General features: G+C 61.1%; 22 protein-coding genes and 4 tRNA genes. 10 read left to right on the forward strand and 16 right to left on the reverse strand.

Features of this window, described 5'->3' with window-relative positions; genetic code table 11:
• The first annotated feature begins 8 nt into the window (after window positions 1-8).
• On the forward strand, window positions 9-1,157 hold the full coding sequence (locus FDQ92_RS12045; RefSeq protein WP_137425124.1) for an acyl-CoA dehydrogenase family protein: 1,149 nt from the start codon (window positions 9-11) through the stop codon (window positions 1,155-1,157).
• A 279-nt stretch (window positions 1,158-1,436) separates the two neighbouring features.
• Here the strand turns inward: FDQ92_RS12045 and FDQ92_RS12050 are convergent, their stop codons facing one another.
• Both FDQ92_RS12050 and FDQ92_RS12055 read right to left on the reverse strand, forming a co-directional pair.
• Window positions 1,437-1,979, reverse strand: a complete 543-nt coding sequence (locus tag FDQ92_RS12050) for a nitroreductase family protein (protein ID WP_137425125.1) — start codon at window positions 1,977-1,979, stop codon at window positions 1,437-1,439.
• 241 nt (window positions 1,980-2,220) lie between these two features.
• Window positions 2,221-3,033, reverse strand: a complete 813-nt coding sequence (locus FDQ92_RS12055; RefSeq protein WP_246041704.1) for an RluA family pseudouridine synthase — start codon at window positions 3,031-3,033, stop codon at window positions 2,221-2,223.
• Window positions 3,034-3,044: 11 nt separating this feature from the next.
• Between FDQ92_RS12055 and rsmG the strand changes: the two genes are divergently transcribed.
• Window positions 3,045-4,532 (forward strand): 16S rRNA (guanine(527)-N(7))-methyltransferase RsmG, encoded by a 1,488-nt coding sequence (gene rsmG / locus FDQ92_RS12060; protein ID WP_137425126.1) that lies wholly within the window; start codon window positions 3,045-3,047, stop codon window positions 4,530-4,532.
• Window positions 4,533-4,649: 117 nt separating this feature from the next.
• On the opposite strand, the gene FDQ92_RS12065 is transcribed toward rsmG, so the two are convergent.
• Window positions 4,650-5,306 carry a YiaD family glycine zipper/OmpA-like lipoprotein gene (locus FDQ92_RS12065; protein WP_137425127.1) on the reverse strand — a complete coding sequence of 219 codons (657 nt, stop codon included), beginning with the start codon at window positions 5,304-5,306 and terminating at the stop codon, window positions 4,650-4,652.
• A 192-nt stretch (window positions 5,307-5,498) separates the two neighbouring features.
• Here FDQ92_RS12065 and FDQ92_RS12070 point away from each other — a divergent pair, with 192 nt between their 5' ends.
• The gene (locus FDQ92_RS12070; RefSeq protein WP_137425128.1) at window positions 5,499-6,155 is read left to right on the forward strand and encodes a DnaJ domain-containing protein; all 657 of its coding nucleotides are present in this window, start codon (window positions 5,499-5,501) and stop codon (window positions 6,153-6,155) included.
• A gap of 127 nt (window positions 6,156-6,282) precedes the next feature.
• On the opposite strand, the gene glyS is transcribed toward FDQ92_RS12070, so the two are convergent.
• Entirely contained in the window at window positions 6,283-8,355 is a 2,073-nt protein-coding gene (gene glyS, locus FDQ92_RS12075; RefSeq protein WP_137425129.1) for a glycine--tRNA ligase subunit beta, read from the reverse strand.
• 57 nt (window positions 8,356-8,412) lie between these two features.
• Window positions 8,413-9,285, reverse strand: a complete 873-nt coding sequence (glyQ, locus tag FDQ92_RS12080; protein WP_137425130.1) for a glycine--tRNA ligase subunit alpha — start codon at window positions 9,283-9,285, stop codon at window positions 8,413-8,415.
• Between the two features lie 249 nt (window positions 9,286-9,534).
• On the opposite strand from glyQ, the gene FDQ92_RS12085 reads away from it, so the two are divergent.
• The 4 genes from FDQ92_RS12085 to FDQ92_RS15300 all read left to right on the forward strand — a co-directional run bounded on the left by FDQ92_RS12085 (window position 9,535) and on the right by FDQ92_RS15300 (window position 10,881).
• Complete coding sequence (locus FDQ92_RS12085; protein ID WP_137425131.1) at window positions 9,535-9,741, forward strand: transposase family protein; 207 nt, start codon at window positions 9,535-9,537, stop codon at window positions 9,739-9,741.
• Window positions 9,742-9,861: 120 nt separating this feature from the next.
• Entirely contained in the window at window positions 9,862-10,266 is a 405-nt protein-coding gene (locus FDQ92_RS12090; protein ID WP_137425132.1) for a hypothetical protein, read from the forward strand.
• Window positions 10,209-10,544: a HEPN domain-containing protein gene (locus FDQ92_RS16520; protein ID WP_281276819.1), complete on the forward strand. Its 336-nt coding sequence runs from the start codon at window positions 10,209-10,211 to the stop codon at window positions 10,542-10,544. Before FDQ92_RS12090 ends, FDQ92_RS16520 begins: the two co-directional genes overlap by 58 nt.
• A 172-nt stretch (window positions 10,545-10,716) precedes the next feature.
• A complete protein-coding gene (locus FDQ92_RS15300; protein WP_170180104.1) occupies window positions 10,717-10,881 on the forward strand; it encodes a hypothetical protein in 165 nt (54 codons plus the stop codon).
• A 270-nt stretch (window positions 10,882-11,151) separates the two neighbouring features.
• Here the strand turns inward: FDQ92_RS15300 and FDQ92_RS12100 are convergent.
• A tRNA-Ala gene (locus FDQ92_RS12100) sits at window positions 11,152-11,227 on the reverse strand.
• Window positions 11,228-11,630: 403 nt separating this feature from the next.
• On the opposite strand from FDQ92_RS12100, the gene FDQ92_RS12105 reads away from it, so the two are divergent.
• Window positions 11,631-11,718 (forward strand) — tRNA-Leu (locus FDQ92_RS12105).
• 169 nt (window positions 11,719-11,887) lie between these two features.
• Here FDQ92_RS12105 and FDQ92_RS12110 read toward each other — a convergent pair.
• Window positions 11,888-11,972 (reverse strand) — tRNA-Leu (locus tag FDQ92_RS12110).
• Between the two features lie 160 nt (window positions 11,973-12,132).
• On the opposite strand from FDQ92_RS12110, the gene FDQ92_RS12115 reads away from it, so the two are divergent.
• Window positions 12,133-12,208: transfer RNA gene (locus FDQ92_RS12115), tRNA-Arg, on the forward strand.
• A 200-nt stretch (window positions 12,209-12,408) separates the two neighbouring features.
• On the opposite strand, the gene FDQ92_RS12120 is transcribed toward FDQ92_RS12115, so the two are convergent.
• Window positions 12,409-13,227 (reverse strand): methyltransferase domain-containing protein, encoded by an 819-nt coding sequence (locus FDQ92_RS12120; RefSeq protein ID WP_170180337.1) that lies wholly within the window; start codon window positions 13,225-13,227, stop codon window positions 12,409-12,411.
• A 120-nt stretch (window positions 13,228-13,347) separates the two neighbouring features.
• Between FDQ92_RS12120 and FDQ92_RS12125 the strand changes: the two genes are divergently transcribed.
• Window positions 13,348-13,635: an antibiotic biosynthesis monooxygenase family protein gene (locus tag FDQ92_RS12125; protein ID WP_137425135.1), complete on the forward strand. Its 288-nt coding sequence runs from the start codon at window positions 13,348-13,350 to the stop codon at window positions 13,633-13,635.
• 7 nt (window positions 13,636-13,642) lie between these two features.
• Here the strand turns inward: FDQ92_RS12125 and FDQ92_RS12130 are convergent, their stop codons facing one another.
• The 8 genes from FDQ92_RS12130 to ftsH all read right to left on the reverse strand — a co-directional run bounded on the left by FDQ92_RS12130 (window position 13,643) and on the right by ftsH (window position 23,052).
• On the reverse strand, window positions 13,643-14,239 hold the full coding sequence (locus FDQ92_RS12130; protein ID WP_137425136.1) for an epoxyqueuosine reductase QueH: 597 nt from the start codon (window positions 14,237-14,239) through the stop codon (window positions 13,643-13,645).
• A 58-nt stretch (window positions 14,240-14,297) separates the two neighbouring features.
• A complete protein-coding gene (locus FDQ92_RS12135) occupies window positions 14,298-15,755 on the reverse strand; it encodes a UDP-N-acetylmuramate--L-alanine ligase (RefSeq protein ID WP_137425137.1) in 1,458 nt (485 codons plus the stop codon).
• A 41-nt stretch (window positions 15,756-15,796) separates the two neighbouring features.
• The gene (locus FDQ92_RS12140; RefSeq protein WP_246041981.1) at window positions 15,797-16,996 is read right to left on the reverse strand and encodes a serine hydrolase domain-containing protein; all 1,200 of its coding nucleotides are present in this window, start codon (window positions 16,994-16,996) and stop codon (window positions 15,797-15,799) included.
• Complete coding sequence (locus tag FDQ92_RS12145) at window positions 16,989-17,909, reverse strand: S66 peptidase family protein (RefSeq protein WP_137425139.1); 921 nt, start codon at window positions 17,907-17,909, stop codon at window positions 16,989-16,991. The genes FDQ92_RS12140 and FDQ92_RS12145 overlap by 8 nt, the downstream gene beginning before the upstream one ends.
• Window positions 17,910-17,919: 10 nt before the next feature.
• Complete coding sequence (locus tag FDQ92_RS12150) at window positions 17,920-18,693, reverse strand: type III pantothenate kinase (protein ID WP_137425140.1); 774 nt, start codon at window positions 18,691-18,693, stop codon at window positions 17,920-17,922.
• Between the two features lie 48 nt (window positions 18,694-18,741).
• Entirely contained in the window at window positions 18,742-20,097 is a 1,356-nt protein-coding gene (glmM, locus tag FDQ92_RS12155; RefSeq protein ID WP_137425141.1) for a phosphoglucosamine mutase, read from the reverse strand.
• 76 nt (window positions 20,098-20,173) lie between these two features.
• Window positions 20,174-21,043, reverse strand: a complete 870-nt coding sequence (gene folP / locus FDQ92_RS12160; RefSeq protein WP_137425142.1) for a dihydropteroate synthase — start codon at window positions 21,041-21,043, stop codon at window positions 20,174-20,176.
• Window positions 21,040-23,052: an ATP-dependent zinc metalloprotease FtsH gene (ftsH, locus tag FDQ92_RS12165; protein WP_137425143.1), complete on the reverse strand. Its 2,013-nt coding sequence runs from the start codon at window positions 23,050-23,052 to the stop codon at window positions 21,040-21,042. The genes folP and ftsH overlap by 4 nt, the downstream gene beginning before the upstream one ends.
• Between the last annotated feature and the right edge of the window lie 103 nt (window positions 23,053-23,155).

Genomic DNA, 23,155 nt, shown 5'->3' on the forward strand with positions numbered 1-23,155 from the left:
AGGGGATCATGGATTTCGAACTGACCGAAGAACAAAGGATCATTCGGGATACGGCCGTCAAGTTCGCAAAGAACGAACTGGAACCCGTCGCAGCGGAACTGGACCGCACAAAAAACCGTGACATCCTGAAGAAAAACCTGAAAAAGCTTGCGGAACTGGGCTTCATGGGTTTGAACGTGGATCCGGCCTACGGCGGGACCGGAGCGGGCGTGGTGGCTTTTTCGCTGGCCATGACGGAACTCGGGCGGGCCTGCGCATCTACTACGGTGACCATTTCGGTGACCAACATGGTGGCCGAAGTGATCCAGGCGGTGGGGACCGAGGCGCAAAAGAAGAAATACATTCCGCCCCTTTGCAGTGGTGAATTCGCCGCGGGGAGCTTCGGGCTTTCCGAAGCGGGAGCCGGTTCGGACCCTGCCGCCATCCGCACCAGCGCGGTGAAAGACGGCGCTGACTGGGTGCTGAACGGCAGCAAGACGTGGATTTCCAGTGCCGAATACGCCGGAGTGTTCGTGGTGTGGGCCGTGACCGACAGGGACGCCCCCAAGGGAAAGGGCATCACCTGTTTCCTGGTGGAACCGGGAACCCCCGGCTTCACCATCGGAAAGGATGAAAAGAAGCTGGGTCAGCACGGATCGTCCACCAACGAACTTCTCTTTGAAGACTGCCGGGTTCCGGAAGAAAACGTGCTGGGTAAGCTGAACGACGGCTTCCGGATCGCCGTCTCTGAACTGGCCGGGGGGCGGATCGGCGTCGGATCCATGGCGCTCGGCATCGGTTTGGCGGCCATGGATTTCGCCACCCGTTACGCCAAGGAACGCATCCAGTTCGATGTGCCCATCGTCAAGCACCAGGCTATCCAGTGGATGATCGCCGACAATTACACGAGGCTGGAAGCCGCGCGGCTGCTGCTGCTTCGAGCGGGCTTTCTCAAGGAACAGAAGAAACCCTACTCGAAGGAAGCGTCCATGGGGAAGGTCTACGCGACGGAAGCGGCCAACAAGGCCTGTTACGACGCTATCCAGATTCTCGGCGGTTACGGCTACACCCAGGATTTTCCGGTCGAACGCCACTACCGGGATGTGCGGGTGACGAGCATCTACGAAGGAACCAGCGAAATCCAGCGGATCATCATCGCGCGGGAGCTCCTGAAATAACCCTTCAGGCTGCCCGATGCCGTGGGAAAACCTTCGGAGCGGGTAGACTCAGCGGGTTTCCCGGTCCGAGTTTTTTTACCGTGCAAATACACCCCCCTCACCCCAACCCTCTCCCATCAAGGGAGAGGGGGATTTTTCCCCTCGTTTGACCTCGTTCCCAAGCTCTGGCTTGGGAACGGCCTCACCGAAGCTGGAGCTTCTGCACAGTTGTGTTCCCAAGCTGGAGCTTGGGAACAAGAAGCAAAAGATCTGCACCCGTTTCCACTTTAGTCAGCGCTACTAAAACTTTTCCCGGTGAGTGAACTCGCTGACCTCACGGCGCTTGGGCGCCGAAGGAACCTTGGACGGGTAGCCGAGGGGCACGAGCACCACCAGTTCATAGCCATGGGGAACCCCCAGGACTTGCGCGGCCTTGTCATGGTCCAAAAGACCGACGATCACCGTTGCCAGGCCGGCATCGTGGGCGGCAAGGCAAAGATTCTGGGTGGCGATCCCCAGGTCGAAAAGGAACCAGTCTCCAAACTTGGTGGTGACTTCGTTCTTATAGTAACCGGAACTCTGAAGCTTGCCGCACATGGCGAGAACCACAGGGGCGTTCACGATGGCCTTGGCGGCGGGATTGCCTTTCGCCAGAGTGGCCTGTAGTCTCTCTTTAACCGCCGGGTCGCGCACCACGACCACTTCCCAGCACTGGGTGTTGGCCCAGGAAGGCGCCCATTTCACCGCCTCCAGCACCTGGTTCAGAAGTTCTTCCGGGACGTCCTTGTCTTCATAATTCCGGACACTTCGTCTCTCCTGGATCGCCTTCATCACTTCCGCCATAGTGCACCTCCATGGGTTGACCGGTTGACGTATGGAAACAAGTCGAAAGCATTCGTTCGCAAGAAAAAGCCATCGGGGTCCCCGCTGTACGGTTCCGCGGATTCGCGATGCCATGACGATATTTTGTATCTTTTCACAATTAGGGGGAACACTCAAGCCCGGAGCTCGGCCTGCGGAGGAAGGCGAGGAGTCGCGGTTCGGCGGCCGAACAATTCCCGTTCGCCGATCTTTCCCGCCACGTTCAACGCCGGCCGTTCCGGCTGGAAAAAGGGGCGGTACGAAATACCTCCGCCGGCAGGCTGAAGGCCAGTTCTTCGAAACTCCAGGGGACCCGGGGCGTGGAAATCGGGCATGGCCAGGGCCAGCCTTCCGGAACCGGGCTTTCGAGGACGATGGTTTCTTCGCGCGTGGGATGGGTCAGCACAAGCTTCCAGGCGAGAAGCGCCACCTGGCCGTCGGGCAGCGGGGCGGGAGCCCCGTAGCGGAGATCGCCGGCGAGCGGGAAGCCCCTGCTTGAAAACTGCACCCGTATCTGGTGCTTTCGACCGGTCTCCAATCGGACTGACAGGAGACAGCGCGTGCCGGATACCGCGAGCCGCCTGTAGGAAAGCCGTGCATGGCGGCTTCTCTCGGCGGGTGCCGGGAGGATTCGGCTGGATCGTTCTCTCCCCGGGACCATGTGGTTGTGCAGAACGCCGGCTTCATCGGGCACGACGCCTTCCACCACCGCGAGGTACTCCTTGGTGACGGTTCCGCTTCGGAACTGCTCGGAAAGGCGCGCGGCGGCCTTGGATGTTCTGGCGAAGAGGACCACGCCGGCCACCGGGCGGTCGATCCGGTGGACCAGGCCCAGGAAGACGTTCCCGGGCTTTCGGTACCGTTGCTTCAGCCAGGCCTTCGCCAGGTCGAGAAGGGAGGGGTCCCGGGTGCGGTCGCCTTGAACCAGGAGCCCGGCCGGCTTATAAAGGCCGAGCAGGTGGTTGTCTTCGTAGAGGACCGGCCACCGAGGATCGAAAAAATGATGGGTCGGATGTTCCGTTTTCATTACCGACATCGAGGGAATTCATGACGCGCTTTGAGCGCTCCGCCGACACGCTGCCTGTTCCGGCCGGCCGGGATGGCATGCGGCAGATCCTGACCCGCTGCGGCATCACCTTTACGGACGCCCAGTTGGACCGCCTCTGGACCTACCACCAACTGCTCCGCCGTTACAATCCGGAACTGAATCTCACGCGCATTCACAATTTCGCCAACATGGTGATGAAGCTCTACGTGGACTCCATTCTGCCCGGCCGGATGGCGGAACTCCCGTCGCCGCTCATGGACCTGGGAACGGGGCCGGGCATGCCGGGCATCCCCCTCAAGATCGCTCATCCCCACCTCCACTTGCTCCTCGCCGAAAGCCGCGGGAAACGCGTGGAATTTCTAAAAACGGTCTGCCGCGAACTGGGTTTCGACGACGTGGAGATCATCGGCAGAGGTATTGAAGCGGATTTCGCCGTTCCGGTCCGAGGCGTCGTCACTCGGGCGGTGGAAGCCATGGCGGCGACCCTGAGTCGCGTGCGGGGATGCGTGGAAAAGGGCGGCCGGGTGCTGTTCATGAAAGGACCCAACTGTGATGCGGAAATCGCCGAAGCGCTGCGAACTCACGAGGGATCGTTCATCCTTGAAGCGGACACGCGTTACGTCCTTCCGGGAACGCCTCATCGTCGGCGGCTCGTGGTATTCCAGCGCGTCGACGAACCCGTGTCGCGTTCCAACGAATCGCCGGGCTCCCCAAGGCGGACCGTGAAACGGATCGAAAGCGCCCAGAACCCTGTCTTCAAGGAGCTGAAACGACTCCTTTACGGCCGCGGTGTCAAGAAAGCGGGGAAAACGCTTGTGGCCGGCTCGAAGCTGACAGCCGATGTGGCGGCGCGTCACCGGGATAGGGTGGAGGGCTGGATCAGCCGCGGCGATGAGCCGCCGCCTCCGGCCGACCTGGAGGAACGGGTCTCGTGGATCGCGCTGGCTCCTTCGCTTTTCGACGAACTGGACGTGTTCGGAACCCGGTGCCCCATGCTTCTGGCCGGTGTTCCCGACATGCCGGCCTGGGAACCCGCCTCGGGGCTTCAGAAAGGATGCAGCCTTCTCATCCCCTTCCAGGATCCGGAAAACGTGGGTGCGGTGGTTCGTTCCGCGGTGGCCTTCGGGGTCGAACGGATCGTTCTTCTGGAAGAAAGCGCCCATCCGTTTCATCCCAAGGCGCTGAGAGCGTCGGGAGGCGCCGCCTTTCAGGCGCGCTTTCTGAGGGGACCCTCCCTGTCACAGCTGCCTCGAACACTACCCATCCTCCCGCTTTCCCAAGACGGGATGCCCCTGGAGGGAGTCGACTTTCCCGAGGCGTTTGGACTGCTGCCGGGCATCGAGGGGGCGGGGCTTCCCGCCGCCTGGCGCTTTCGGGCGATCGCCGTTCCCATCTCCCCCGAGGTGGAATCCCTCAACGCCGCCACCGCCACCGCCATCGTGCTCTACGAATGGTCCCGCCGCAGGAGGATCGAGGATGCCTCTTGATCGTTCCGTTGCTCCGGAAAAAAGCGGACGGACCGAAGCCTCCGCCCGCTCTGACCCCCCGATCCATACCAGGCGGCCGTCCCTTCCGGGCCGGTGTCTTCCGCCGGGTATTCAGAATTACGCTTCGATGGGGACGATCACAACGTTCACACGCCGATTCAACTGGCGGCCGCTTTCCGTGTCGTTGGTGGCCACGGGGCTCGATTCACCGAACCCGACCGTTTCGAGGCGAGCCGAGTGGACGCCCCGGGCGATCAATGCATCCCTCACCGCTTCCGCGCGGCGCCGGGAAAGCTCCAGGTTGTAGGCTTCCGATCCTGTGCTGTCCGTATGCCCTTCGATGCGAATGCGCGTCTGCGGATAGTCGTTGAGAACGCGGGCTACGCGGTCGATTTCCTCGTAAGCACCGGGTTTGATGGTCGACGAACCTACGTCGAAAAAGAGGTCGGATTTGAAGGTGACGGCCAGAACGTTCTGGTCGCGCCGGATGCTCGCATCCTCAACTCCGGCCAAAGCCCGTCTCATGTCCTGCTCTTGGCGGTCCATGTAATTTCCGATCATGCCACCGGCGATGCCTCCCGCCAAGGCGCCGATACCGGCTCCGATGAGCGTCCCTTCCGTATCGCCCCCGATGGCTTGACCCAGGATGGCCCCGGTGGCCGCACCGACTCCGGTTCCGATCATGGCTCCCTTTTCCGTTTGATTCCGGGGCCCCGCACAGCCTGTGATGACAAAGACGAGCACCAGCCCCACAAGCACAAGATTCCTTTTCATTACGATCCTCCTTGGAGTCAATTCGCCGCAATACATTTTATGATTAATCCAGTCCGCGTTCCATGGCAAGAAAATCAGGATGGTCCGGTAGCCTCTTTCGGTCCTGACGGCCTTGGGGTGTACCCTTTTTTTACGCTATAATACAATCAGAAAAACTTCGAGGACGTTTTCCGGTAGGGGGACGATGGCGCCATGAAAGACTACTACAAGATCCTGGGAGTGCCCAGGTCGGAGAGCATCGACGGCATCAGGGCGGCGTTCCGGAACCTGGCGAAGAAACACCATCCCGACAAGCGTGGAGCGGAAGAAACGCGGAACTTCCAGGAAATCACCGAAGCCTACAGCGTGCTTTCCGATCCTGAATCGCGGAAACGGTATAACGAAAAGCTGAAGGAGAGCGAAAACCTCCGGCGGGCGGGTCCGCGGTGGAAGGACCCGCCCACGGTTCGACGTTCCGTCGAGCACGACGTGACGCTCCCGGCGGCTGGACTCTCGGAATGGTTTTCGGACATCTTCGACGAAGTTTTCCACGACCTTTTCGAATTCGGCTTCTCTGGGCCGTGCAGCCGGTCCGTTCGGGAGGCGGAACTGGTGCTGAGCCGTGAAGAAGCAGAACGGGGCGGGGATCTCTCCGTTCCGGTGGCGCGATCCTGCCCGGTCTGCGGCGGAACGGGAAGACGTGGAGGCTACTGGTGCCCGCGGTGCGCCGGAGCGGGCGAGGTGGAAAGCGACAGGACCATCCGGGTGCGCATACCGGCGGGGGTGCGTAACGGCGCCGTCTTGCAACTTTCGGTAGAAGTTCCGCAGGGGCGGCCTTTGAACCTTAGGCTGCATGTCCGAGTTTCATGAACCCGCTCCGTTCCGTTGGAAACCCTGCCGGCTCTTGCCATTGGGAAGCGGCGGGGGGTCTTGAAAGCCGCCCCGCCGACCGCTGAGGCCCAAGCTGATTCAGGATTTTCGCTGGCACGGACGCGGGTCAAGCCGTCTGAACTTTTCGAAAATCGGCCACGTTGGAGAAGAGTTCCGAAATGCGGCTGAGGAGCGCCAGCCGATTTCGGCGGATGTTCTCGTCTTTGTCCATGACGAGTACGGCGTCGAAGAAACGGTCGATAGATTCGCGAAGCTGCGCCATGGCTTCGAGAGCGGCGTCGTAGTTGGCCGCCGCGAGAGACGATCGGACGGCGTTTTCCGCCTTGAGGAACCGGTCGTGGAGGGTTCTCTCGGCGTCTTCGCGGAAAAGGTCCGCGGCCACGGGAGCCGCTTCGGGTTCTTTCACGATGTTGGCCACCCGCTTGAACGCCACCGCCAGACTTTCGAAGTCGGGCCGCCGGCGAAAGGCGGTGAGCGCCCTCGCTCGGGCCACCACGTCCACCATGTCATCGAAACCGGTCGCCAGAACCGCCTCAACGATATCCGCCGGAAACCCGTACTGGCTCACCAGGTGGTGCTGGAGGCGCCCTTTGAAAAATTCAAGCACGCCGTCCTTGACCGCCTGGCGAGGCTCCGTCATTTTGCCGCCCAGCAGCGGGATGGCCCGGTCGATCAGGTCGGCCAGGGAAACCCGCAATCCCTTCTCCAGGACGATCCTGATGATTCCAAGCGTCTGGCGGCGCAGAGCGAAGGGGTCGGCGGCTCCCGTCGGCAGCAGCCCGACGCCGAAGCAGCCGACGATGGTGTCGATCTTGTCCGCCATGCTGAGGAGCGCCCCTTCCAATCGTTGCGGAATGGGCCCGCCGGCTCGAATGGGCAGATAGTGTTCGTAGATGGCTTCCGCGACGGCCTCCGGTTCTCCCTGCAGCTTGGCGTAGGCCCTTCCCATGACGCCCTGGAGTTCCGGAAATTCACCCACCATGCCGCTCACCAGGTCCGCCTTGCAAAGATGCGCCGCTCGAAGCAGGACGTCCAGGCGATCCGGAGCCAGCCGTTCGCCCAGCCAGCGGGCCAAAGCCGAAAACCGCTCTATCTTTTCCCAGCTGGTTCCCAGCTTGGAATGAAAAACCACGTCTTTGAGTTGCTGCGCGCGGGCTTCTAGGGAGATCTTCAGGTCTTCCTCGTAGTAGAAGCGGGCGTCTTCGAGGCGCGCGCGGATGACCCGGGCGTTGCCGGCGGCTACCAGCGCGGCGTTTCGGGGAATGGTGTTGGCCACCGTGACGAAATGAGGGAGGAGCCTTCCGTCGGCGCCTTTCACCGCGAAGTAACGCTGGTGTTCCTTCATCACCGTGATGGGCACTTCGGGGGGAAGCTCCAGGTACTTGGCCTCGAATTCCCCTAAGAGCGGGAATGGGTACTCCACCAACTGTGTGACTTCGTCGAGCAGGTCCTCGTCTTCCACGACGGTGCCGCCGACCTTCGCCGCGGTTTCCTGCACGCCCCTTCGGATCATTTCCCGGCGTTCACCGTGGTCCAGCACCACCGAATGCCTGCGAAGATTTTCTTTGTGGGCCGCCGGATCCTTCACCGTGATCCATTCGGGACTCATGAACCGGTGCCCAAAGGAACGGTCGCCGCTGTCCACGTCACCGTAGCGGAAGCGAAGAACTTCGCTTCCCAACAAGGCCACGATCCAGTGAATCGGCCTGGCGAAAGTGACCGCAAGGCTTCCCCAGCGCATGGACTTGGGGAAGGGGATGTGCGCGATGAAATCGGGGAGCATCTGCTCCAAAAGCTCCCGGGTCGGGAGTCCTGTTTCTTCACGCACCGCGCAGATGTATTCGCCCTTGGGCGTCGACTTCACCTGGAGGTCCTCCACGGCCAGCCCCTGGCTCTTGGCGAACCCCTGGGCGGCCTTGGTGGGCCGCCCTTCCGCGTCGAAGGCCGCATTCCTGGGGGGACCGATGATTTCCACGGAACGTGACTCCTGGTGATCCGCCACTTCGGGCAGCCACAGGCAAAGACGTCTCGGGGTGCCGAAGGTCCGAGGAGCGCCGTGCGCCACGCGGTGATCGTCAAGGAACCGCGTCATTTGCACGCTCATGGCCTCCAACGCCGGCAAAACGTAGCCGGTCGGGATCTCTTCACTTCCGATTTCAAGGTAAAATTCTCGTACCATGATTCCCTCGTTTTCCGATGACGCTCGGATCGCGGTTCAGGCACTCTCGCCGGGCCGTCATGCTTTCTTGAGCAGGGGAAAGCCCATGGCTTCCCTCTGAACTACGTAGCCGTGCGCGGCGAGGCGGGCCAGGTTGCGGACCCGCGCGATGTAGTTGGTCCGTTCGGTGACGCTGATGGCCCCGCGCGCGTCCAGCAGGTTGAAAACATGGGAGCACTTGAGGCAGTAATCGTAGCAGGGAAGCACCAGTCCCCTTTCGCTCATGCGCACGGATTCCGACTCGTACATGCCGAAGAGCTTGAAGAGCATGTCTACGTCGGCCTGTTCGAAATTATAGTGAGACCATTCCACTTCGCCCTGGTGGTGGACGTCGCCGTAACGGATCTTTTCGTTCCAGGCCAGGTCGTAGACATTGTCCACGCCTTGAAGGTACATGGCGATCCGTTCCAGGCCGTAGGTCAGTTCGACGCTTACGGGGCTGAGGGTGATGCCGCCCGCCTGCTGAAAATAGGTAAACTGTGTGATCTCCATGCCGTCGAGCCAGACTTCCCAGCCAAGGCCCGAAGCGCCGAGTGTCGGCGATTCCCAGTCGTCTTCCACAAAACGGATGTCGTGGTCCAGCGGATCGATCCCGAAGCTTCGGAGGCTCTCCAGGTAGAGCCCCTGGGAATCGGGAGGCGACGGTTTCAGGATCACCTGGTATTGATAGTAGTGCTGAAGGCGGTTGGGGTTTTCGCCGTAGCGGCCGTCGGTGGGCCGTCGAGAAGGTTCCACGTAGGCCACTTGCCACGGTTCAGGACCCAACACCCGCAAGAAAGTGGCCGGGTTGAAGGTGCCGGCACCCACTTCCAGGTCGTAAGGCTGCTGAATGACGCACCCTCGGTCCGACCAGAACCGGCTCAATGCATGGATAAGCTCCTGAAACATCATGGAAGGCTCCTTCAAAACGGTTTGAAAAAGTTTGACACGACTCCTCGGTCCCCATGGAGCAACCCCCGGGAGGCAGGTGAAGGAAAACGACCGAAAAGTGTTGTGAAATTGGCTAAGTAGCAGTCGAAATTAGAAATTGTCAAGGGCAAATGAAAATCGTCCCAGGGCAATCGCACGTCATAAGGCTGAACTTCCGGCTTCCCATGTGCCAGACGACCTTGGTGACCCATAACCCAAGGAGGATGACACATGGAGACTGTAGAGAAACCGGGGCTTATGGAGGATTTGTCGTTCGTCACAGATCCTCGAGTCGTGGCGAAGACGAGGCACAAGCTGATCGACATCGTTGTGATCACCCTTTGCGCCGTGTTGGCCGGCGCAGACGAGTGGACGGAAATCGCCGAGTTTGGCCGTATCCAGTGTACATCTCGCTCTTTGAAAGAGGTTATTTTATAATGTCTATATGAAAATAGAAGATTCACCAGTAATGTCGATTGGTTATTCTGCCATGTTTTTGGGTTCCACCCCACTGCCCCGTATCCTGAATTTTCATCGTTTGTTGTTGACAGTGCCGGCATGAACGAGGCCGAGCCGGCCGAGTACTGTCGCCGGAAAGGGCTGTATCCCGAACAGTTGGCCCGGTGGTGCAGGGCCTGCGAGACGGCCAACGACTGGGACCGCGAGGCGAACCGCCGGCTAAAAAGCGAGCAGAAGGCCGATCGCAAGCGTATCCGCCGGCTCGAACGCGAGCTGCACCGCAAGGAGAAGGCGCTGGCCGAAGCGGCGGCACTGATGGTGCTGCGAAAAAAAAGCCGAGGCGATCTGGGGGGAGCCCGAGGGCGAATGATCAGCGCCCCGGATCGCCGTCGAGCTGTCGAGCTGATCGAAGAGGCCCGCAAAAGCGGTGCACGGCTGGAGCCGGCGTGCCGGGAGCTGGGGATAACCGCGCGTACCTATCAGCGCTGGACCAGAGACGGCTAGGTGAGAACCGACCGGCGACCCGAGGTGCCACGGCCGGTCGTTATTTCTACGCTGTTTTCATGTGCCATTTGTCCATTGAAAAAGCCTTGAAAGGTCTCTACTACAAAGTTTTGGATGAAGTGCCGCCAAAAACACATAATTTGCTTTATCTGTTGAATAAGATCGGCAAAAAACCTGAACCAAAATTAGAAAAATTCATCATAAAGCTGAATACGGCCAGCGTTGCCACTCGCTACCCGGATGATCTGGCAAAAATACAAGGTGCCTATACCGATTGAGGCGTCTGCGTTTACACCTGAAGAGTGGAAGACTGAAAAATCTTTAATCGTGGATTATGTTAAGAATGGAGTCCTAATACAGTGACGATGCTAACCAATAAATGAAGCGGATGCTTCGCACCGCTTATTTACATGATCGTCGAGCTGGCCAGGGAGGAAGCCCGCCGGTTCAATGAAGCCGACCATTACCGTAGCCGACAACGGCAACCTGCAGATCCACATCCCGATGCTGATCCGGCGTATGCGCGGCCGCAAGACGGTCATCGCTCCCCTCTTTTCATGGGCGAAGCGGTTGATTTCGAAAGAAAAAACGTCCGGTTGCAGCATCGAGCGATGACCTAAGACAACCGCCAAAAACGGCAACCAGCCGCAAACCCATATCAATCAAGGATGTAGCTTTCCGGACGAGCTTCGGACTTGGTCCTTCGATGCCGGAGAATCAGGGGTCAAACAGAGAAAGAAAGGCTGGAAGATGGGGAGAATCGATGGTGCAAAGAGGTGCTTTGGAAAGATGTGAAACGGGCGCAAATCCTTTAGAAACAAGGGAAGAAAGAAAACCCGTCACCCAGGAGGTTGACCCCAGAGAGACGGGTTTGTCTTTTCTAAATGGTGGAGCTGAGGGGAGTCGAACCCCTGACCTCTTGAATGCCATTCAAGCGCTCTCCCAACTGAGCTACAGCCCCGGAAGCGGAGATTCTATAACAAAGGCTTTCGAGGAGTGTCAACCTTTTTCACCGCGTTCGGGCTGTGGGCTGCATGAAGCTTGAGCGGAACGGGGGTCTATGCCGCCGGCGCATAGAGGGCGCGAGCCGCTTAGAGGCTGTCGAGAATACCCTTCACCCTTCCGGCGATTGAGTGTCCGTTTTTTCGCGGAGGGGCGGTTCGTGAACGGCACAGAAGGAGTAACTCGTGCCCTGTAGGAGCCGGCTTGCCGGCGATCCGCATCGCGGCGAAGGCCGCTCTTACAGGAACAAGGAACCTCAGGGCCAGACTTCGATGAGCTTGCTTTTGAACAAGCCCTTACCTGAAGGGCGGCGGAACTGTCCTTGACACTCATCGGGACCGTTTGTAGTATGCCCGGACACCGCCGGAGTGGTGAAACAGGTAGACGCGCTGGACTCAAAATCCAGTGGGCCTTGCGCCCGTGAGAGTTCGAGTCTCTCCTCCGGCACCAGAAAAAAACAAGGGTCCAGGGAAATCGGCCGGGACCCTTTCTTCTTCATGGTCAACACACCGGATCACCCCCGAACTCGTAGTGGCGCAAACCCAGGATGACAAGTCCCTCCGGTCTGGCCGCCGGGATCGGCGAAGACCGACGTCCTGGAGATACCAGGCGAAGGAGATGCCTGGGGCGGGGATCGAACCCGCACGGGGATTAACCCCAAGGGATTTTAAGTCCCTTGTGTCTGCCTGTTCCACCACCCAGGCGCGGGAATTCGAAAAAACCTAGCACACCGAAGAAAGCTGCGACAAGTGAATTCGGCCCGCTCGACGTTGCCCTGGCCGTGCGGCGGAGCTTTTCGAAACAATTGACAAGGATTCCGCAGATGTGATAATCGACCGTTGCGTTGATCAAGGCGTAACAAGAGGGCGACTAGCTCAGTGGAGAGAGCGTTGGTCTCCGGAACCAAAGGTCCCGGGTTCGATCCCCGGGTCGCCCTCCAGTAAAAGCAACATGTTAAGACGCATCTCAGAACTTAACGTCAGCGTCAGGTTGCCTATAGGTTGCAGATGGATGCATGGCGTCATTGACCATGCTGTCTAGGAGCGTGTTCGAAAGCTCTGAATCGACCCTTCGGGGCGACGCAATTTCGCACACTTAGCGTACCCAAAACTGCCAAGATCGGCATTCTCGCACAGCCTCTTACAGTTCCTTCCTTGCGGAAATCGTCCCCCGGAAGAACACATCCGTTTCTTCGATCCGGTCGTAAAAGCCGTTCAGAGCAAAGCCAGATAGTTCCAGGAGCGCCCTCAGGTGCTCGAGTGTGCAGGAGCCGTTCAGGCACCAGGCCCAGGCGTCCATTTCTTCTTCGAAGCCCTCGGGAAGCGGCCCGGTTCGGAAAAGATCGGTTACCAGGAGACGGCCTTCCGGTTTGAGGGCTTCCCGGCAACAGCCGAGAAGCCTCGTTTTTTCCGGAAAGAGGTTGAAGACGCCGTTCATCAGGATGAGGTCGAAGGATTCAGGGCGGAAGGGGAGTCTTTCGGCGTCGGCACAGATCCATGCCATCCGGTGACCCTGGAGGGCGGCGATTTCGCGCCCGAGCCGCAGGGCGGCCGGCACGATATCCGCGTTAACGATCTCGATGGAGCCGCCGAACTCCGAGGCGACGGCCAGGGAATCCAGGCCGCATCCGCACCCCAGGTTCAAAATGGTCATGCCGGAAACGGCGTCTAAAAGGGCGAGCGGGTTGCCGCAGGGCGCAATGGAGCGGCCGAGCTCAGAGGGGATCGTTCGAAGGAGAGTTTCCGGGTAGCCGAGTTTCCGGGCGAGGGAAACGCCGAGGAACGGTGACGGGGGTAGTGCCGGCGGGTCGCCGTGGAGCTTCGCGTAGAAGCCGACCACGTGGCCCTTGATGCGCCGGGTGCGATCCCACGCCGTTTGCACAGGACTTTTTCCGGGTTCGGCGGTCTTTTCGGAAACGATCGAGGCGGGGGTGACTTTCCCGCCGGCGGGCCCGTTCATGAAGCCTGCGCCTCCTTCCCCGTCGATTGACCGTCGCCGGTCGGCCATGATACGAACAAACTGGTGTTGCGATGGTGGCGTGCGAACACTTACTCACCGGATTCAGCAAAGGGGAAAACAATGGCCGTTCGAGTCTTTATTGAGCGAGAGATCGATCCCGGAAACGAAATCAAGCTCCATAACCTGCTCCTCAAGCTGCGGGCCAAGGCCATCCAGGCCCGGGGATACATCTCGGGACAAACGCTTCGGTCCGTGGACGACCCCAACCGCTTTCTCGTCATCAGCACCTGGAATTCCCTGGAGGAATGGAGAAACTGGGAAAACGACCCCGACCGTAAAGCGATCCAGGAGGAGATCGATAAACTACTTCGCGTTCCTTCCAGGGTGTCCGTTTATGTTTACGAGTGAAACCCTTTCATTCGGTGTCGCCGCCGGCGGGGAATCGATCGGAGGCTTTCCGGGCGGTCCTGCGGCGTGAAGGGGAGATGAAGAAGCGTTCCTTTTCACTGTAGATGCAGCCGCAGTAGAGCTGACGATAGATTCCCGACTTTTCGGCGCGCGCCTGCCCCGCTTTCCAGCCTTCACGAAAATCTTCGTAGTAAAAGGGAATTCCGTATTTTTTCGATGCGTTTTCGGCGATGTGCCGGGCCAGCTCATGCTTCTGTCGCTTGCTGTAAAGGAGTGTGGTCGTGAAGGCGTCGAAGCGGCTCTTGGCGGCGCAGCGCGCCGCGGCTTCCAGTCGAAGCGTGTAGCAGATGAGGCACCGGTCGCCTTCGCGGAAGGCGACGCTTCTTAGAAACTGCTCCAGCGGGTAGTCGCTTCGGACGATGAGCGGAAGACTCTCCTGCTCGGAAACGGCTTGCAGCGCTTCCAAGCGCCGCTGGAATTCCTGGTAGGGGTGAATGTTCGGATTGAAGAAAAAGCCGCGGACCTCCCAGCCGGCGGCCCGGAGACGGTCCAACGGGTAGAAGGTGCAGGGGCCGCAGCAGGTGTGGAGCAAAATGCGAGCCATGGCGGCGCTCCTCGAAGCTCGGGCTCGGAATCCGGGGACAGGGCCTCCCCCTTGCTGATCAACGTACTCCGGAGTTCCTGGCGACTTCCGCCGTCCTCCGAAGCCTTTCCAGAAGCCGATACGGAACCCCATCGAAGTCTCCGTTGCTCATGCATAACACCACATCGCCCGGCCGGCAAACCTCCATCAGGGCGTCGAGGAGCGGGGCGCTCTCGGAAAAGCATCGAGCCTCGACGCCTCTCGAGCGGATGGCTGCAACCAGCGCACGGGTGTCGAGCCTTTCGCCTTCCGGCACCTTTTCCAGGTCGGGAGGTTCCTTGACGGCGGTCCAGTCGGTATTGTCGAAGGCTTCCGCGTAGTTCGCCTGGAAGATCCTGCGCCGGCTGGAATTGGTTCGTGGTTCGAAAACCGCTAGGATCCTCTTCCCCGGGTAGCGGCCGCGAACGGCCCGGACGGTTTCCCGGACGGCCGTGGGATGATGGGCGAAGTCGTCGATCACGACGACGCCCCCGGCTTCTCCCAAGATTTCCTGGCGCCGTTTCACGCCCAGGAAGGTTTTCAATCCCTCGGCGAAGGCTTCCTGCGCCAGTCCGGAAAGAGAGACCGCGGCCGCCGCCGCCAGGGCGTTGAGCGCGTTGTGACGGCCGGGAAGCGGGGATTCGAACCATCGCGCCTTTCCATCGGGGGTGCGCGCGAGAAAATCCAGGCCCCGGGGCCCGTTCCTGATCTCCAGCAACCGCCAGTCGGCGTTTTCCGAGGCTCCGTAGGTGACCACGCGTCCGGGGCATTCGGCCCGCAGGTCCCCATGATGCGGATCTTCGGCGTTCAGGACGAGCGCGCCGTCTGCGGGGATGATCCGGCAGAAGGACTTGAAGGTTTCGAGGACGTGTTCGAAGTCCCTGAAGATGTCGGCATGGTCGAATTCCACTCCGGTCACGATCCCGATCCACGGGCGGTAGTGGATGAATTTCGGGCCCTTGTCGAAAAAGGCGGTGTCGTATTCGTCGCCTTCCAGGACCATGAAAGGACCTTCTCCCAGGCGGTGGCTGGCGCCCCAGTTGTTCAGGATGCCGCCCACGAAGGCGCTGGGGTCCGTTCCGGCCCGGTCAAGGATCCACGCGAGGAGCGCCGCGGTGGTGCTCTTGCCGTGGGTTCCGGCCACCACCAGGCTGCGGCGCCTGTCCAGGAAGAAGCGTTGGACGGCCTGGGGCATGGAAAGGTAAGGCAGCCCGCGCTCCATCACATAGCGGGCTTCGGGGTTGTCCCGCCGGATCACGTTCCCGATGATGACCAGGTCCGGGGAGGCGGCCTCCAGGTTTTCGACCCGGTACCCTTCGAAGGGAACGATCCCCGACTGTTGGAGGTGGGTGCTCATGGGAGGATAGACCTGCCGGTCGGAACCGCTCACGCGATGCCCCAGTTCCTTGAACAGGGTTGCGAGGGTTCCCATGGCGATGCCGCCGATTCCCATGAAATAGACCGAAAGAGGGCGTTGGCGATCCATAAGGTCGGGCATGAAGACTCCGTGATTTCAGCGTGGCATCGTTGCTTGAGGGATCAGGGTTCGGCCCGCGACGTGCGGAAGATGCCGCCGTCGGTCGCGGGAGACTTGGCGGTTTCCGGTCTCGCATGTGCCGGCCTGTCCGCATTCCATGCCGCCATGACGCTATCGTGGACCAGGGGGCGGAAGGTCCGGATCCTTTCGTCGTATCGAGACGGGTGCACCCGGTTGGTTAGAAGGATGACGGCGATTTCCTGTTCCAGGTCGAGCCAGAAGGAGGTTCCGGTGAACCCCAGGTGGCCGACGGTCCGCTCCGAAAAGCGGCCTCCGGTGCTGGACCCCGTGTCGCTCGGCGTGTCGAAGCCCAGGGTCCAGCGGTTGTCTTCGCGGGTGGTCTGACGTGTCCAGAACCGGCGCATTCCGTCGCCTAAGGAACCGGCTCCGGCGCCTTCTCCACGGTACCATCGCCACAGGCGGGCGAGCCACAGCCAGACGCTTCGGGCCGTACCGAAAAGCCCGGCATGGCCGGCGACGCCTCCCAAGCAGAAGGCGTTCTCGTCGTGGACTTCCCCTTGGAGCAGCCGATTTCTCCAGGAGCACTGTTCCGTGGCGACCCATCGGTCGCGTTCGTTCCGAGCGCGTTCGGGGACCGATTCCGCCCTTTCCGGCGGAGGAAATTGCCGATAGCCGAGTTGATCCCGGCAGCCGGCGATCCGGAAAAACTCGGAAGCTGCGTCGTCCAGGGATCGACCTCCGCAGTCTTCCAAGATGAATCCCAGAAGGATATAGCCCAGATCGCTGTAGCGGGATCTGCGGCCCGGAGGCGCTTCGGTTTCTTCGGACAAGATGCAGCAGGCCAGTCGTTCCCGCCGGGTTTCGGGGGGGGCGTGGATCAACTCGCGAAAGTACGGCCGATAGGCGGGAAGTCCCGAGGAATGGCTCAATAGATGCCGAAGGCGGATGTCCGCCGTGCTGCGGGACAGCAGACGGCGAGGAAAAAAACGGGCGAGGGGATCTTCGAGGTCCAGCCGCCCCGCCGCCGTTTCCCAAAGGTAAAGGGACGCCGTGGCCATGGGCTTGGTGAGCGATGCCAGGTCGAAGCCGGTTTCCGGCGTCACCGGAGGCCCGCCGCGGCGGGTCGTACCCCAAGTCCTCTCGAACGCTATGCCGGAAGGACCGGCCACCAAAAGCGACGCGGCGGAGAAGAGCCCGCGGTGAAGGGCGTCGTCGAAGAGGCGGTCCAGGGAGTTAGGCATCGGAATCACGGAAAGGGGTTTCCAGGGGTTCGAGTGTGCCGTCGTGAGTGTTCAGGGAAAACGGTAACCCCAGCGGCAGAACCGGGTTGGGTTTCCCATGGCCGAAAGGGAGGCCGGCCACCACCGGAAAGCCATATCCCTGGACGCTTTCCAGGACGATGGATCGAAGTTCGTCTGCAGGGCAGCAGTCCGCGAACCGGCCCAGGAGCAGGCCGGAAAGGTGTTCCCAGAGCCCAGCCAGCCTCAGGTGGTTGAGCATGCGGTCGATGCGGTAGGAGGCTTCGGCGCGGTCTTCCAGGAAAAGGAGGCAGTCGGAAACATCAGGACAGAACGGCGTACCGAGAAGGTGTGTGAGGCAGGTGAGGTTGCCGCCAAGCAAGATGCCCGTCGCCCTTCCCGGGCGCACCACCATTTCGGGATCGATGGGCCGGGAAAAGGACGCCGCGCCCGACAGGGCCTCGATCACATCCCGCAGCGCCTGGTCGTCTTCCACGAGATCCAGGCCGTTGGGGCCGTGGAACGTGATCCATCCGGACCCGGCCCAGAGGCTCGCATGAAGGAAGGTGATGTCGCTGTAGCCCAGGAAGAGTTTCGGCTCGGTCCCGAGCCTCGAAAAGGGGATCCGGGAGAGGATGCGGCTGCTTCCGTATCCGCCCCGAAGGCAGAACACGGCCTTGACCGAGGGGTCCCTGAAGGCTCGGAGAAGGTCCTCGGCCCTCTGATGATCCCGCCCGGAAAGGTAACGATGCGCCGAGGCAATATGAACGCCAGGCAACGGGCGGTAGCCTTCACGCTCAAGGGTTCGGCGCAGGGCTTCGACGGCGCCGGCGGGGAAGGTGCTCGCCGGGGCGATCAGGGCGATGCCGTCGCCCTGTTTCAGGGCGAAGGGCTTGAAACCCGTGCGTCTTCCCATGCTCCCTTCTTCAATCTTTTCGGTTTCGGTCGAAAATGATCTTCAGACCCTTCAGGGTGAGGTAGTCGTCCACTTCGTCGATGGCGGGACATTCGGCGGCGATGAGCGACGCCAGCCCCCCGGTGGCCACCACCTTGATGTCCGACTGGATTTCCTTTTTCATCCTCGAAATGATGCCTTCCACCAGTCCCGCGTATCCAAAGACGATTCCGGCGTTCATGGAGGCGATGGTGTTTTTGGCCAGTATGGAGCGGGGCCGGGCGAAGATTTCGACGCGGGGAAGCTTGGACGCCTTGTGAAAGAGCGCTTCACAGGAAATCATGATGCCCGGGGAAATCACGCCACCCATGTATTCGCCCCGGTCCGAAACGTAATCGAAGGTGGTGGCGGTGCCGAAATCGACCACGATCACCGCCTGCCGGAAGGTTTCGTAGGCGGCGACGGCGTTCACGATCCGGTCCGCTCCCACTTCCTTGGGATTGTCGTAGAGGATCGGCATTCCGGTGCGGATGCCCGGCCCCACCACCAGGGGCTGCAACCTGAAGTATTTGCGGCAGAACCCGTCGAGGTTGTTGAGCACGGGGGGAACCACGCACGAGATGATCACATGGGAGACTTCAGCGGCCGGAAGCGGCGAGGAGTCGAAGAGGCTCCTTACGATGATGCCGTATTCGTCGACGGTCATGTTCACTTCGGTTCGGATGCGCCAGTCCTGAACGATCTTTTCGCCTTCGAAGAGCCCCATGACGGTATTGGTGTTTCCAATGTCCATGGCGAGAAGCATCGATGATTCCTCGATCGGGGTCGGTGGTTTTCGGTTCCGGGGGGCGCCTCAAGCATCCATATGCCGGCTGATGGCTTCCGCCATCTCTCCAGCCAGGGACTGAATTCGGCTTCGGTCTCTTCCTTCAATCATGACGCGGATGACGGGTTCGGTGCCGGACGGGCGGATGAGCAGGCGCCCGTTTTCGCCCAGGGCGGAAGCGATGCGGTCCTTCAGCCGGACCAGCTCGTCGATGTCTTCGATGGGGCGGCGCTGTTTGACGCGAACGTTCACGAGGGTCTGGGGAAAGCGTTCCATGATGGTTTTCAATTCCGAGAGCGGCTTGTCTTCTTTGAGCATGACGGCCAGGAGCTGAAGGGCCGAAAGGATGCCGTCGCCCGTTGTGCCGTGATCCATGAAAACGATGTGCCCCGACTGTTCTCCACCCAGGTTGTAGCGGCCTTCATTCATCTTTTCGACCACGTACCGGTCGCCGACCGCTGTCCGGAGCAGCTGGGCTCCGTGGCGTTTGAGCGCCGCTTCCAGGCCCATGTTGCTCATGACGGTGGCCACCACGGTACGGCGGTTCAGGCGGTTGGTTTTCATGAGATGAACGCCGCAGATCGCCATGAGATGGTCGCCGTCGAGGATTTCCCCGGTTTCGTCGGCGAAGATCACCCGGTCGGCGTCTCCGTCGAAGGCGATGCCGGCGTGCGCGTGGTATTCTCGAACGAGCCGTGCCATCTGTTCCGGGTAGAGGGCGCCGCAATGATCGTTGATGTTCTTGCCGTTGGGGCGGTCTCCCACCAGCACGACCTGGGCGCCCAGTTCTTCGAAGACGGCCGGGGCGACCCGGTAGGCCGCGCCGTGGGCGCAGTCCACCACCAGCTTCAGCCCGTCCAGGGTGAGTTCCCTGGGGAACGTGTTCTTGAGGTACACGATGTAGCGGCCCTGGGCGTCGTCGATGCGCTTGGCCCGCCCTATTTCGGAAACGGGCGGTCGGGGCAGCCGTTCGACGTCGCCCGAAACGATCAGGCGTTCGATCTGGGCCTCGATTTCATCGGGGAGTTTGTAGCCGGTGGGGGAGAAGATCTTGATCCCGTTGTATTCGTAAGGGTTGTGGCTCGCGGAAATGACGATCCCGGCGTCGGCTCTCATGCTGGACGTGATGAAGGCGATGCCGGGCGTGGGAAGCGGCCCCACCAAGAGCACGTCCACGCCCATGGCGCAGATCCCCGCCGTGATGGCGGTTTCGATCATGTAGCCCGAAAGGCGGGTGTCCTTTCCGATGACGATCTTGGGGCGCCGGTGGTGATTTTTGAAAAGGTGGGCCGTGCCGGCTCCGACTTTCATGGCGAGGTCGGTGGTCATGGGGAATTCGTTGGCGATCCCCCGAATGCCGTCCGTCCCGAACAACTTGTCCATCCGTCCTCCTCCTGTCGCGTTCCGATGAGGCCCGCCGCGTTTCGAGAACCGACTCAAAGGCCCCGGCGCTCCGGGGTCACGGGGTTGACCAAGCACCCCGAACAGCGTCGGCCATGGCGGCGGCCTGCCGGTGAAATCCCACATCGTGGACGCGTACGATGTGAGCGCCGGCCGCCGCGGCGAAGGTATTCACAACCGCCGTTCCCACTTCCCGTTCTTGCGGCGGGCGATCCAGGACCGTCCCGATGAATCGCTTGCGGGATGCGCCGAAAAGGACGGGGCGCTCCAAGACGTGAAAGACGTCCAGGTCCCTCACCAGCCGGAGGTTGTGGTCGACCGACTTTCCAAAGCCGATCCCCGGGTCCACGATGATCTGCGACCGTTCCACGCCACGCTCCACCGCGAAACGGATGCGTTCTTCCAGAAACGCCACGATTTCCGAAAACAAGGAATCGTAACGGGGCGATTGCTGCATGGTCTTCGGTGTTCCCAGCATGTGCATGACAATGAGCGGAACCCGGGTTTCGGCGGCCACCGACGCCATTTCGGGATCAAAGCCCAGGGCGCTCACGTCGTTCACTATGTCGGCTCCGGCTTCCAGCGCGCGCCGAGCCGTTTCCGCCTTGGTGGTGTCGATGGAAATGGGGATGTCGCTGAATTCGCGAATGCGCCGGATCAAAGGAACCACCCGCTCGATTTCCTCTTCCAGAGCCACCGGATCGGAAAAGGGGCGGGTCGATTCACCGCCGATGTCCAGGATGTCGGCCCCTTCCTCGATGAGCCGGCGGGCGTGAAGCAGAGCGGCGTCCGGTTCGTAGCAGATGCCGCCGTCCGAGAAGGAATCGGGAGTGACATTCACGATCCCCATGACCTGAGTGCGGTCGCCGAGGACCCACGGGCGGGATCGCAGGCGGAGGGTATAAACGGGGCGGCGGCGGACGGTCATCGGGTTCCGGATCCTTCGTCGGAAGAACGATCGCGGTCGTCACCGGGATCCGCCTCACGGGATGGAGTGGGGGCCGGAGCCGCGGGATCCGGGGCCGGTTCTTTCTGCGGAGTCTCACCCAAGTCGGTCCGGCCCGGGTCGCTTCCGGCCGGCGGCGGGGAAGCGGCCGGGCCCGGGGCGGATTCGCGCGGCGGCGCCGGGGGCTTGGCGAGATCGGGGCGGAACTTGGCGATGATGGCCTCCAGATCCCGGGTTTCCAAGGTTTCCCGTTCGAGCAGGGCCGAGGCGACGGAATCCAGGATTTCCCGGTTTTCTTTTAGAATCCCGAGGGCACGCTGGTAGTTTTCCTCGACGATCCGGCGCACTTCCTGATCGATCTGGATGGCCGTCCGTTCACTGTAATCGCGGTGATGCTGGGTGAGTTCCCGGCCCAGGAAAACCTGGTCGTCGCGCTTTCCAAAGCTCAAGGGACCCATCTTCTCGCTCATGCCCCATTCGCAGACCATGCGTCGCGCCAGCTCAGTGGCCCGGTCGATGTCGTTGGAAGCGCCTGTGGTCTGGTGCTTGAAGACCAGTTCTTCCGCGGCCCTTCCGCCCATGAGGGTGGCGATGGTGTTCAGGAGGTAATCCTTGGGGTAGGTGTGACGTTCGTCCGTCGGCAGTTGCTGGGTGAGGCCCAGCGCCCGCCCTCGCGGAATGATGGTGACCTTGTGGACTGGATCGGTTCCCGGAAGCAGCCGCGCCACCAGGGCGTGACCCCCTTCATGGTAGGCCGTGATGCGCTTTTCTTCTTCGCTCAAGATCATGCTCTTGCGCTCCAGGCCCATCATGACCTTGTCCTTCGCCTCCTCGAAGTCAGCCATATGGATGCGGTCCTTGTTGTGCCGCGCCGCCAGAAGCGCCGCTTCATTCACCAGGTTTTCCAAGTCGGCCCCGGAAAAGCCGGGAGTGCCCCGGGCAAGGGTTTCCACCTCCACGTCTTCCGACAATGGTTTGCCTCGAAGATGGACCTTCAATATGCCTTCCCGACCCCGGATGTCCGGAACAGGCACCACCACCTGGCGATCGAACCTGCCGGGGCGAAGCAGGGCGGGGTCCAGCACGTCCGGCCGGTTGGTGGCTGAAATAAGGATCACGCCTTCGTTGGATTCGAACCCGTCCATTTCGACGAGAAGCTGATTCAGGGTCTGTTCGCGTTCATCGTGGCCGCCCCCCAGGCCGGCGCCCCGGTGGCGCCCGACGGCGTCGATTTCGTCGATGAAAATGATGCAGGGCGCATGCTTCTTGCCCTGCATGAAAAGGTCCCGCACGCGGGAGGCGCCGACGCCCACGAACATCTCCACGAAATCGGACCCGCTGATGCTGAAGAAGGGAACGCCGGCTTCACCGGCGATGGCCCGCGCAAGGAGCGTCTTGCCCGTCCCCGGCGCGCCGACCAGCAGAACTCCTTTGGGGATCCGGCCTCCCAGTCGCGTGAACTTCTTCGGGTCTTTCAAGAATTCGACGATTTCCTGGAGCTCTTCCTTCGCCTCTTCAATGCCGGCCACGTCGTTGAACGTCACCTTCCGGGCGTTTTCGCTGAGCAGCCGGGCCCGGCTCTTGCCGAACGTCATGGCCTTGCCGCCCCCGACCTGCATCTGCCGCATGAAGAAGATCCACACCCCGATGAGCAGCAGCATGGGAAACCAGCTGATGAGGATGGTCATGTACCAGGGGGATTCTTCCCTGGGTTTGGCCTGGATGTCCACGTTGTGGTCCCGAAGGATGCCGAGCAGTTCCGGATCCTGCGGCGCGAAGGTCTTGAAGGGCTTTCCGTCCACGTAGACGCCCAGAATGTCGTTGCCCCGGATGGTGACCTGCGCCACTTCCCCTTTTTGGACCGAGGCGATAAATTGGCTGTACGTGGTTTCCAGGCGGCTCTGCTGCGGCTGGTTGAACATGTTGAAAAGCAGAATCACCATCAAGCTGATGACCAGCCACAAGGCCAGATTCTTGTAAAACGGGCTCAATCCTATGTCCTCCTGAGATTTTCCGGTACGACCGTTCGTCGACCCCACTTCATTGCAGGATGCCGAGGCGGCGGATCGGAACGTCCGCCCGCGGCCCGCGCGG

Source organism: Desulfoglaeba alkanexedens ALDC, assembly GCF_005377625.1.
GTDB lineage: Bacteria > Desulfobacterota > Syntrophobacteria > Syntrophobacterales > DSM-9756 > Desulfoglaeba > Desulfoglaeba alkanexedens.

Bases quoted from the DNA above. Each gene is read 5' to 3' on its own strand.
- FDQ92_RS12045 (WP_137425124.1), top strand. From the start codon at position 9: ATGGATTTCGAACTGACCGAAGAACAAAGGATCATTCGGGATACGGCC.
- FDQ92_RS12050 (WP_137425125.1), bottom strand. From the start codon at position 1,979: ATGGCGGAAGTGATGAAGGCGATCCAGGAGAGACGAAGTGTCCGGAAT.
- FDQ92_RS12055 (WP_246041704.1), bottom strand. From the start codon at position 3,033: ATGTCGGTAATGAAAACGGAACATCCGACCCATCATTTTTTCGATCCT.
- rsmG (WP_137425126.1), top strand. From the start codon at position 3,045: ATGACGCGCTTTGAGCGCTCCGCCGACACGCTGCCTGTTCCGGCCGGC.
- FDQ92_RS12065 (WP_137425127.1), bottom strand. From the start codon at position 5,306: ATGAAAAGGAATCTTGTGCTTGTGGGGCTGGTGCTCGTCTTTGTCATC.
- FDQ92_RS12070 (WP_137425128.1), top strand. From the start codon at position 5,499: ATGAAAGACTACTACAAGATCCTGGGAGTGCCCAGGTCGGAGAGCATC.
- glyS (WP_137425129.1), bottom strand. From the start codon at position 8,355: ATGGTACGAGAATTTTACCTTGAAATCGGAAGTGAAGAGATCCCGACC.
- glyQ (WP_137425130.1), bottom strand. From the start codon at position 9,285: ATGATGTTTCAGGAGCTTATCCATGCATTGAGCCGGTTCTGGTCGGAC.
- FDQ92_RS12085 (WP_137425131.1), top strand. From the start codon at position 9,535: ATGGAGACTGTAGAGAAACCGGGGCTTATGGAGGATTTGTCGTTCGTC.
- FDQ92_RS12090 (WP_137425132.1), top strand. From the start codon at position 9,862: ATGAACGAGGCCGAGCCGGCCGAGTACTGTCGCCGGAAAGGGCTGTAT.
- FDQ92_RS15300 (WP_170180104.1), top strand. From the start codon at position 10,717: ATGAAGCCGACCATTACCGTAGCCGACAACGGCAACCTGCAGATCCAC.
- FDQ92_RS12120 (WP_170180337.1), bottom strand. From the start codon at position 13,227: ATGAACGGGCCCGCCGGCGGGAAAGTCACCCCCGCCTCGATCGTTTCC.
- FDQ92_RS12125 (WP_137425135.1), top strand. From the start codon at position 13,348: ATGGCCGTTCGAGTCTTTATTGAGCGAGAGATCGATCCCGGAAACGAA.
- FDQ92_RS12130 (WP_137425136.1), bottom strand. From the start codon at position 14,239: ATGGCTCGCATTTTGCTCCACACCTGCTGCGGCCCCTGCACCTTCTAC.
- FDQ92_RS12135 (WP_137425137.1), bottom strand. From the start codon at position 15,755: ATGCCCGACCTTATGGATCGCCAACGCCCTCTTTCGGTCTATTTCATG.
- FDQ92_RS12140 (WP_246041981.1), bottom strand. From the start codon at position 16,996: ATGCCTAACTCCCTGGACCGCCTCTTCGACGACGCCCTTCACCGCGGG.
- FDQ92_RS12145 (WP_137425139.1), bottom strand. From the start codon at position 17,909: ATGGGAAGACGCACGGGTTTCAAGCCCTTCGCCCTGAAACAGGGCGAC.
- FDQ92_RS12150 (WP_137425140.1), bottom strand. From the start codon at position 18,693: ATGCTTCTCGCCATGGACATTGGAAACACCAATACCGTCATGGGGCTC.
- glmM (WP_137425141.1), bottom strand. From the start codon at position 20,097: ATGGACAAGTTGTTCGGGACGGACGGCATTCGGGGGATCGCCAACGAA.
- folP (WP_137425142.1), bottom strand. From the start codon at position 21,043: ATGACCGTCCGCCGCCGCCCCGTTTATACCCTCCGCCTGCGATCCCGC.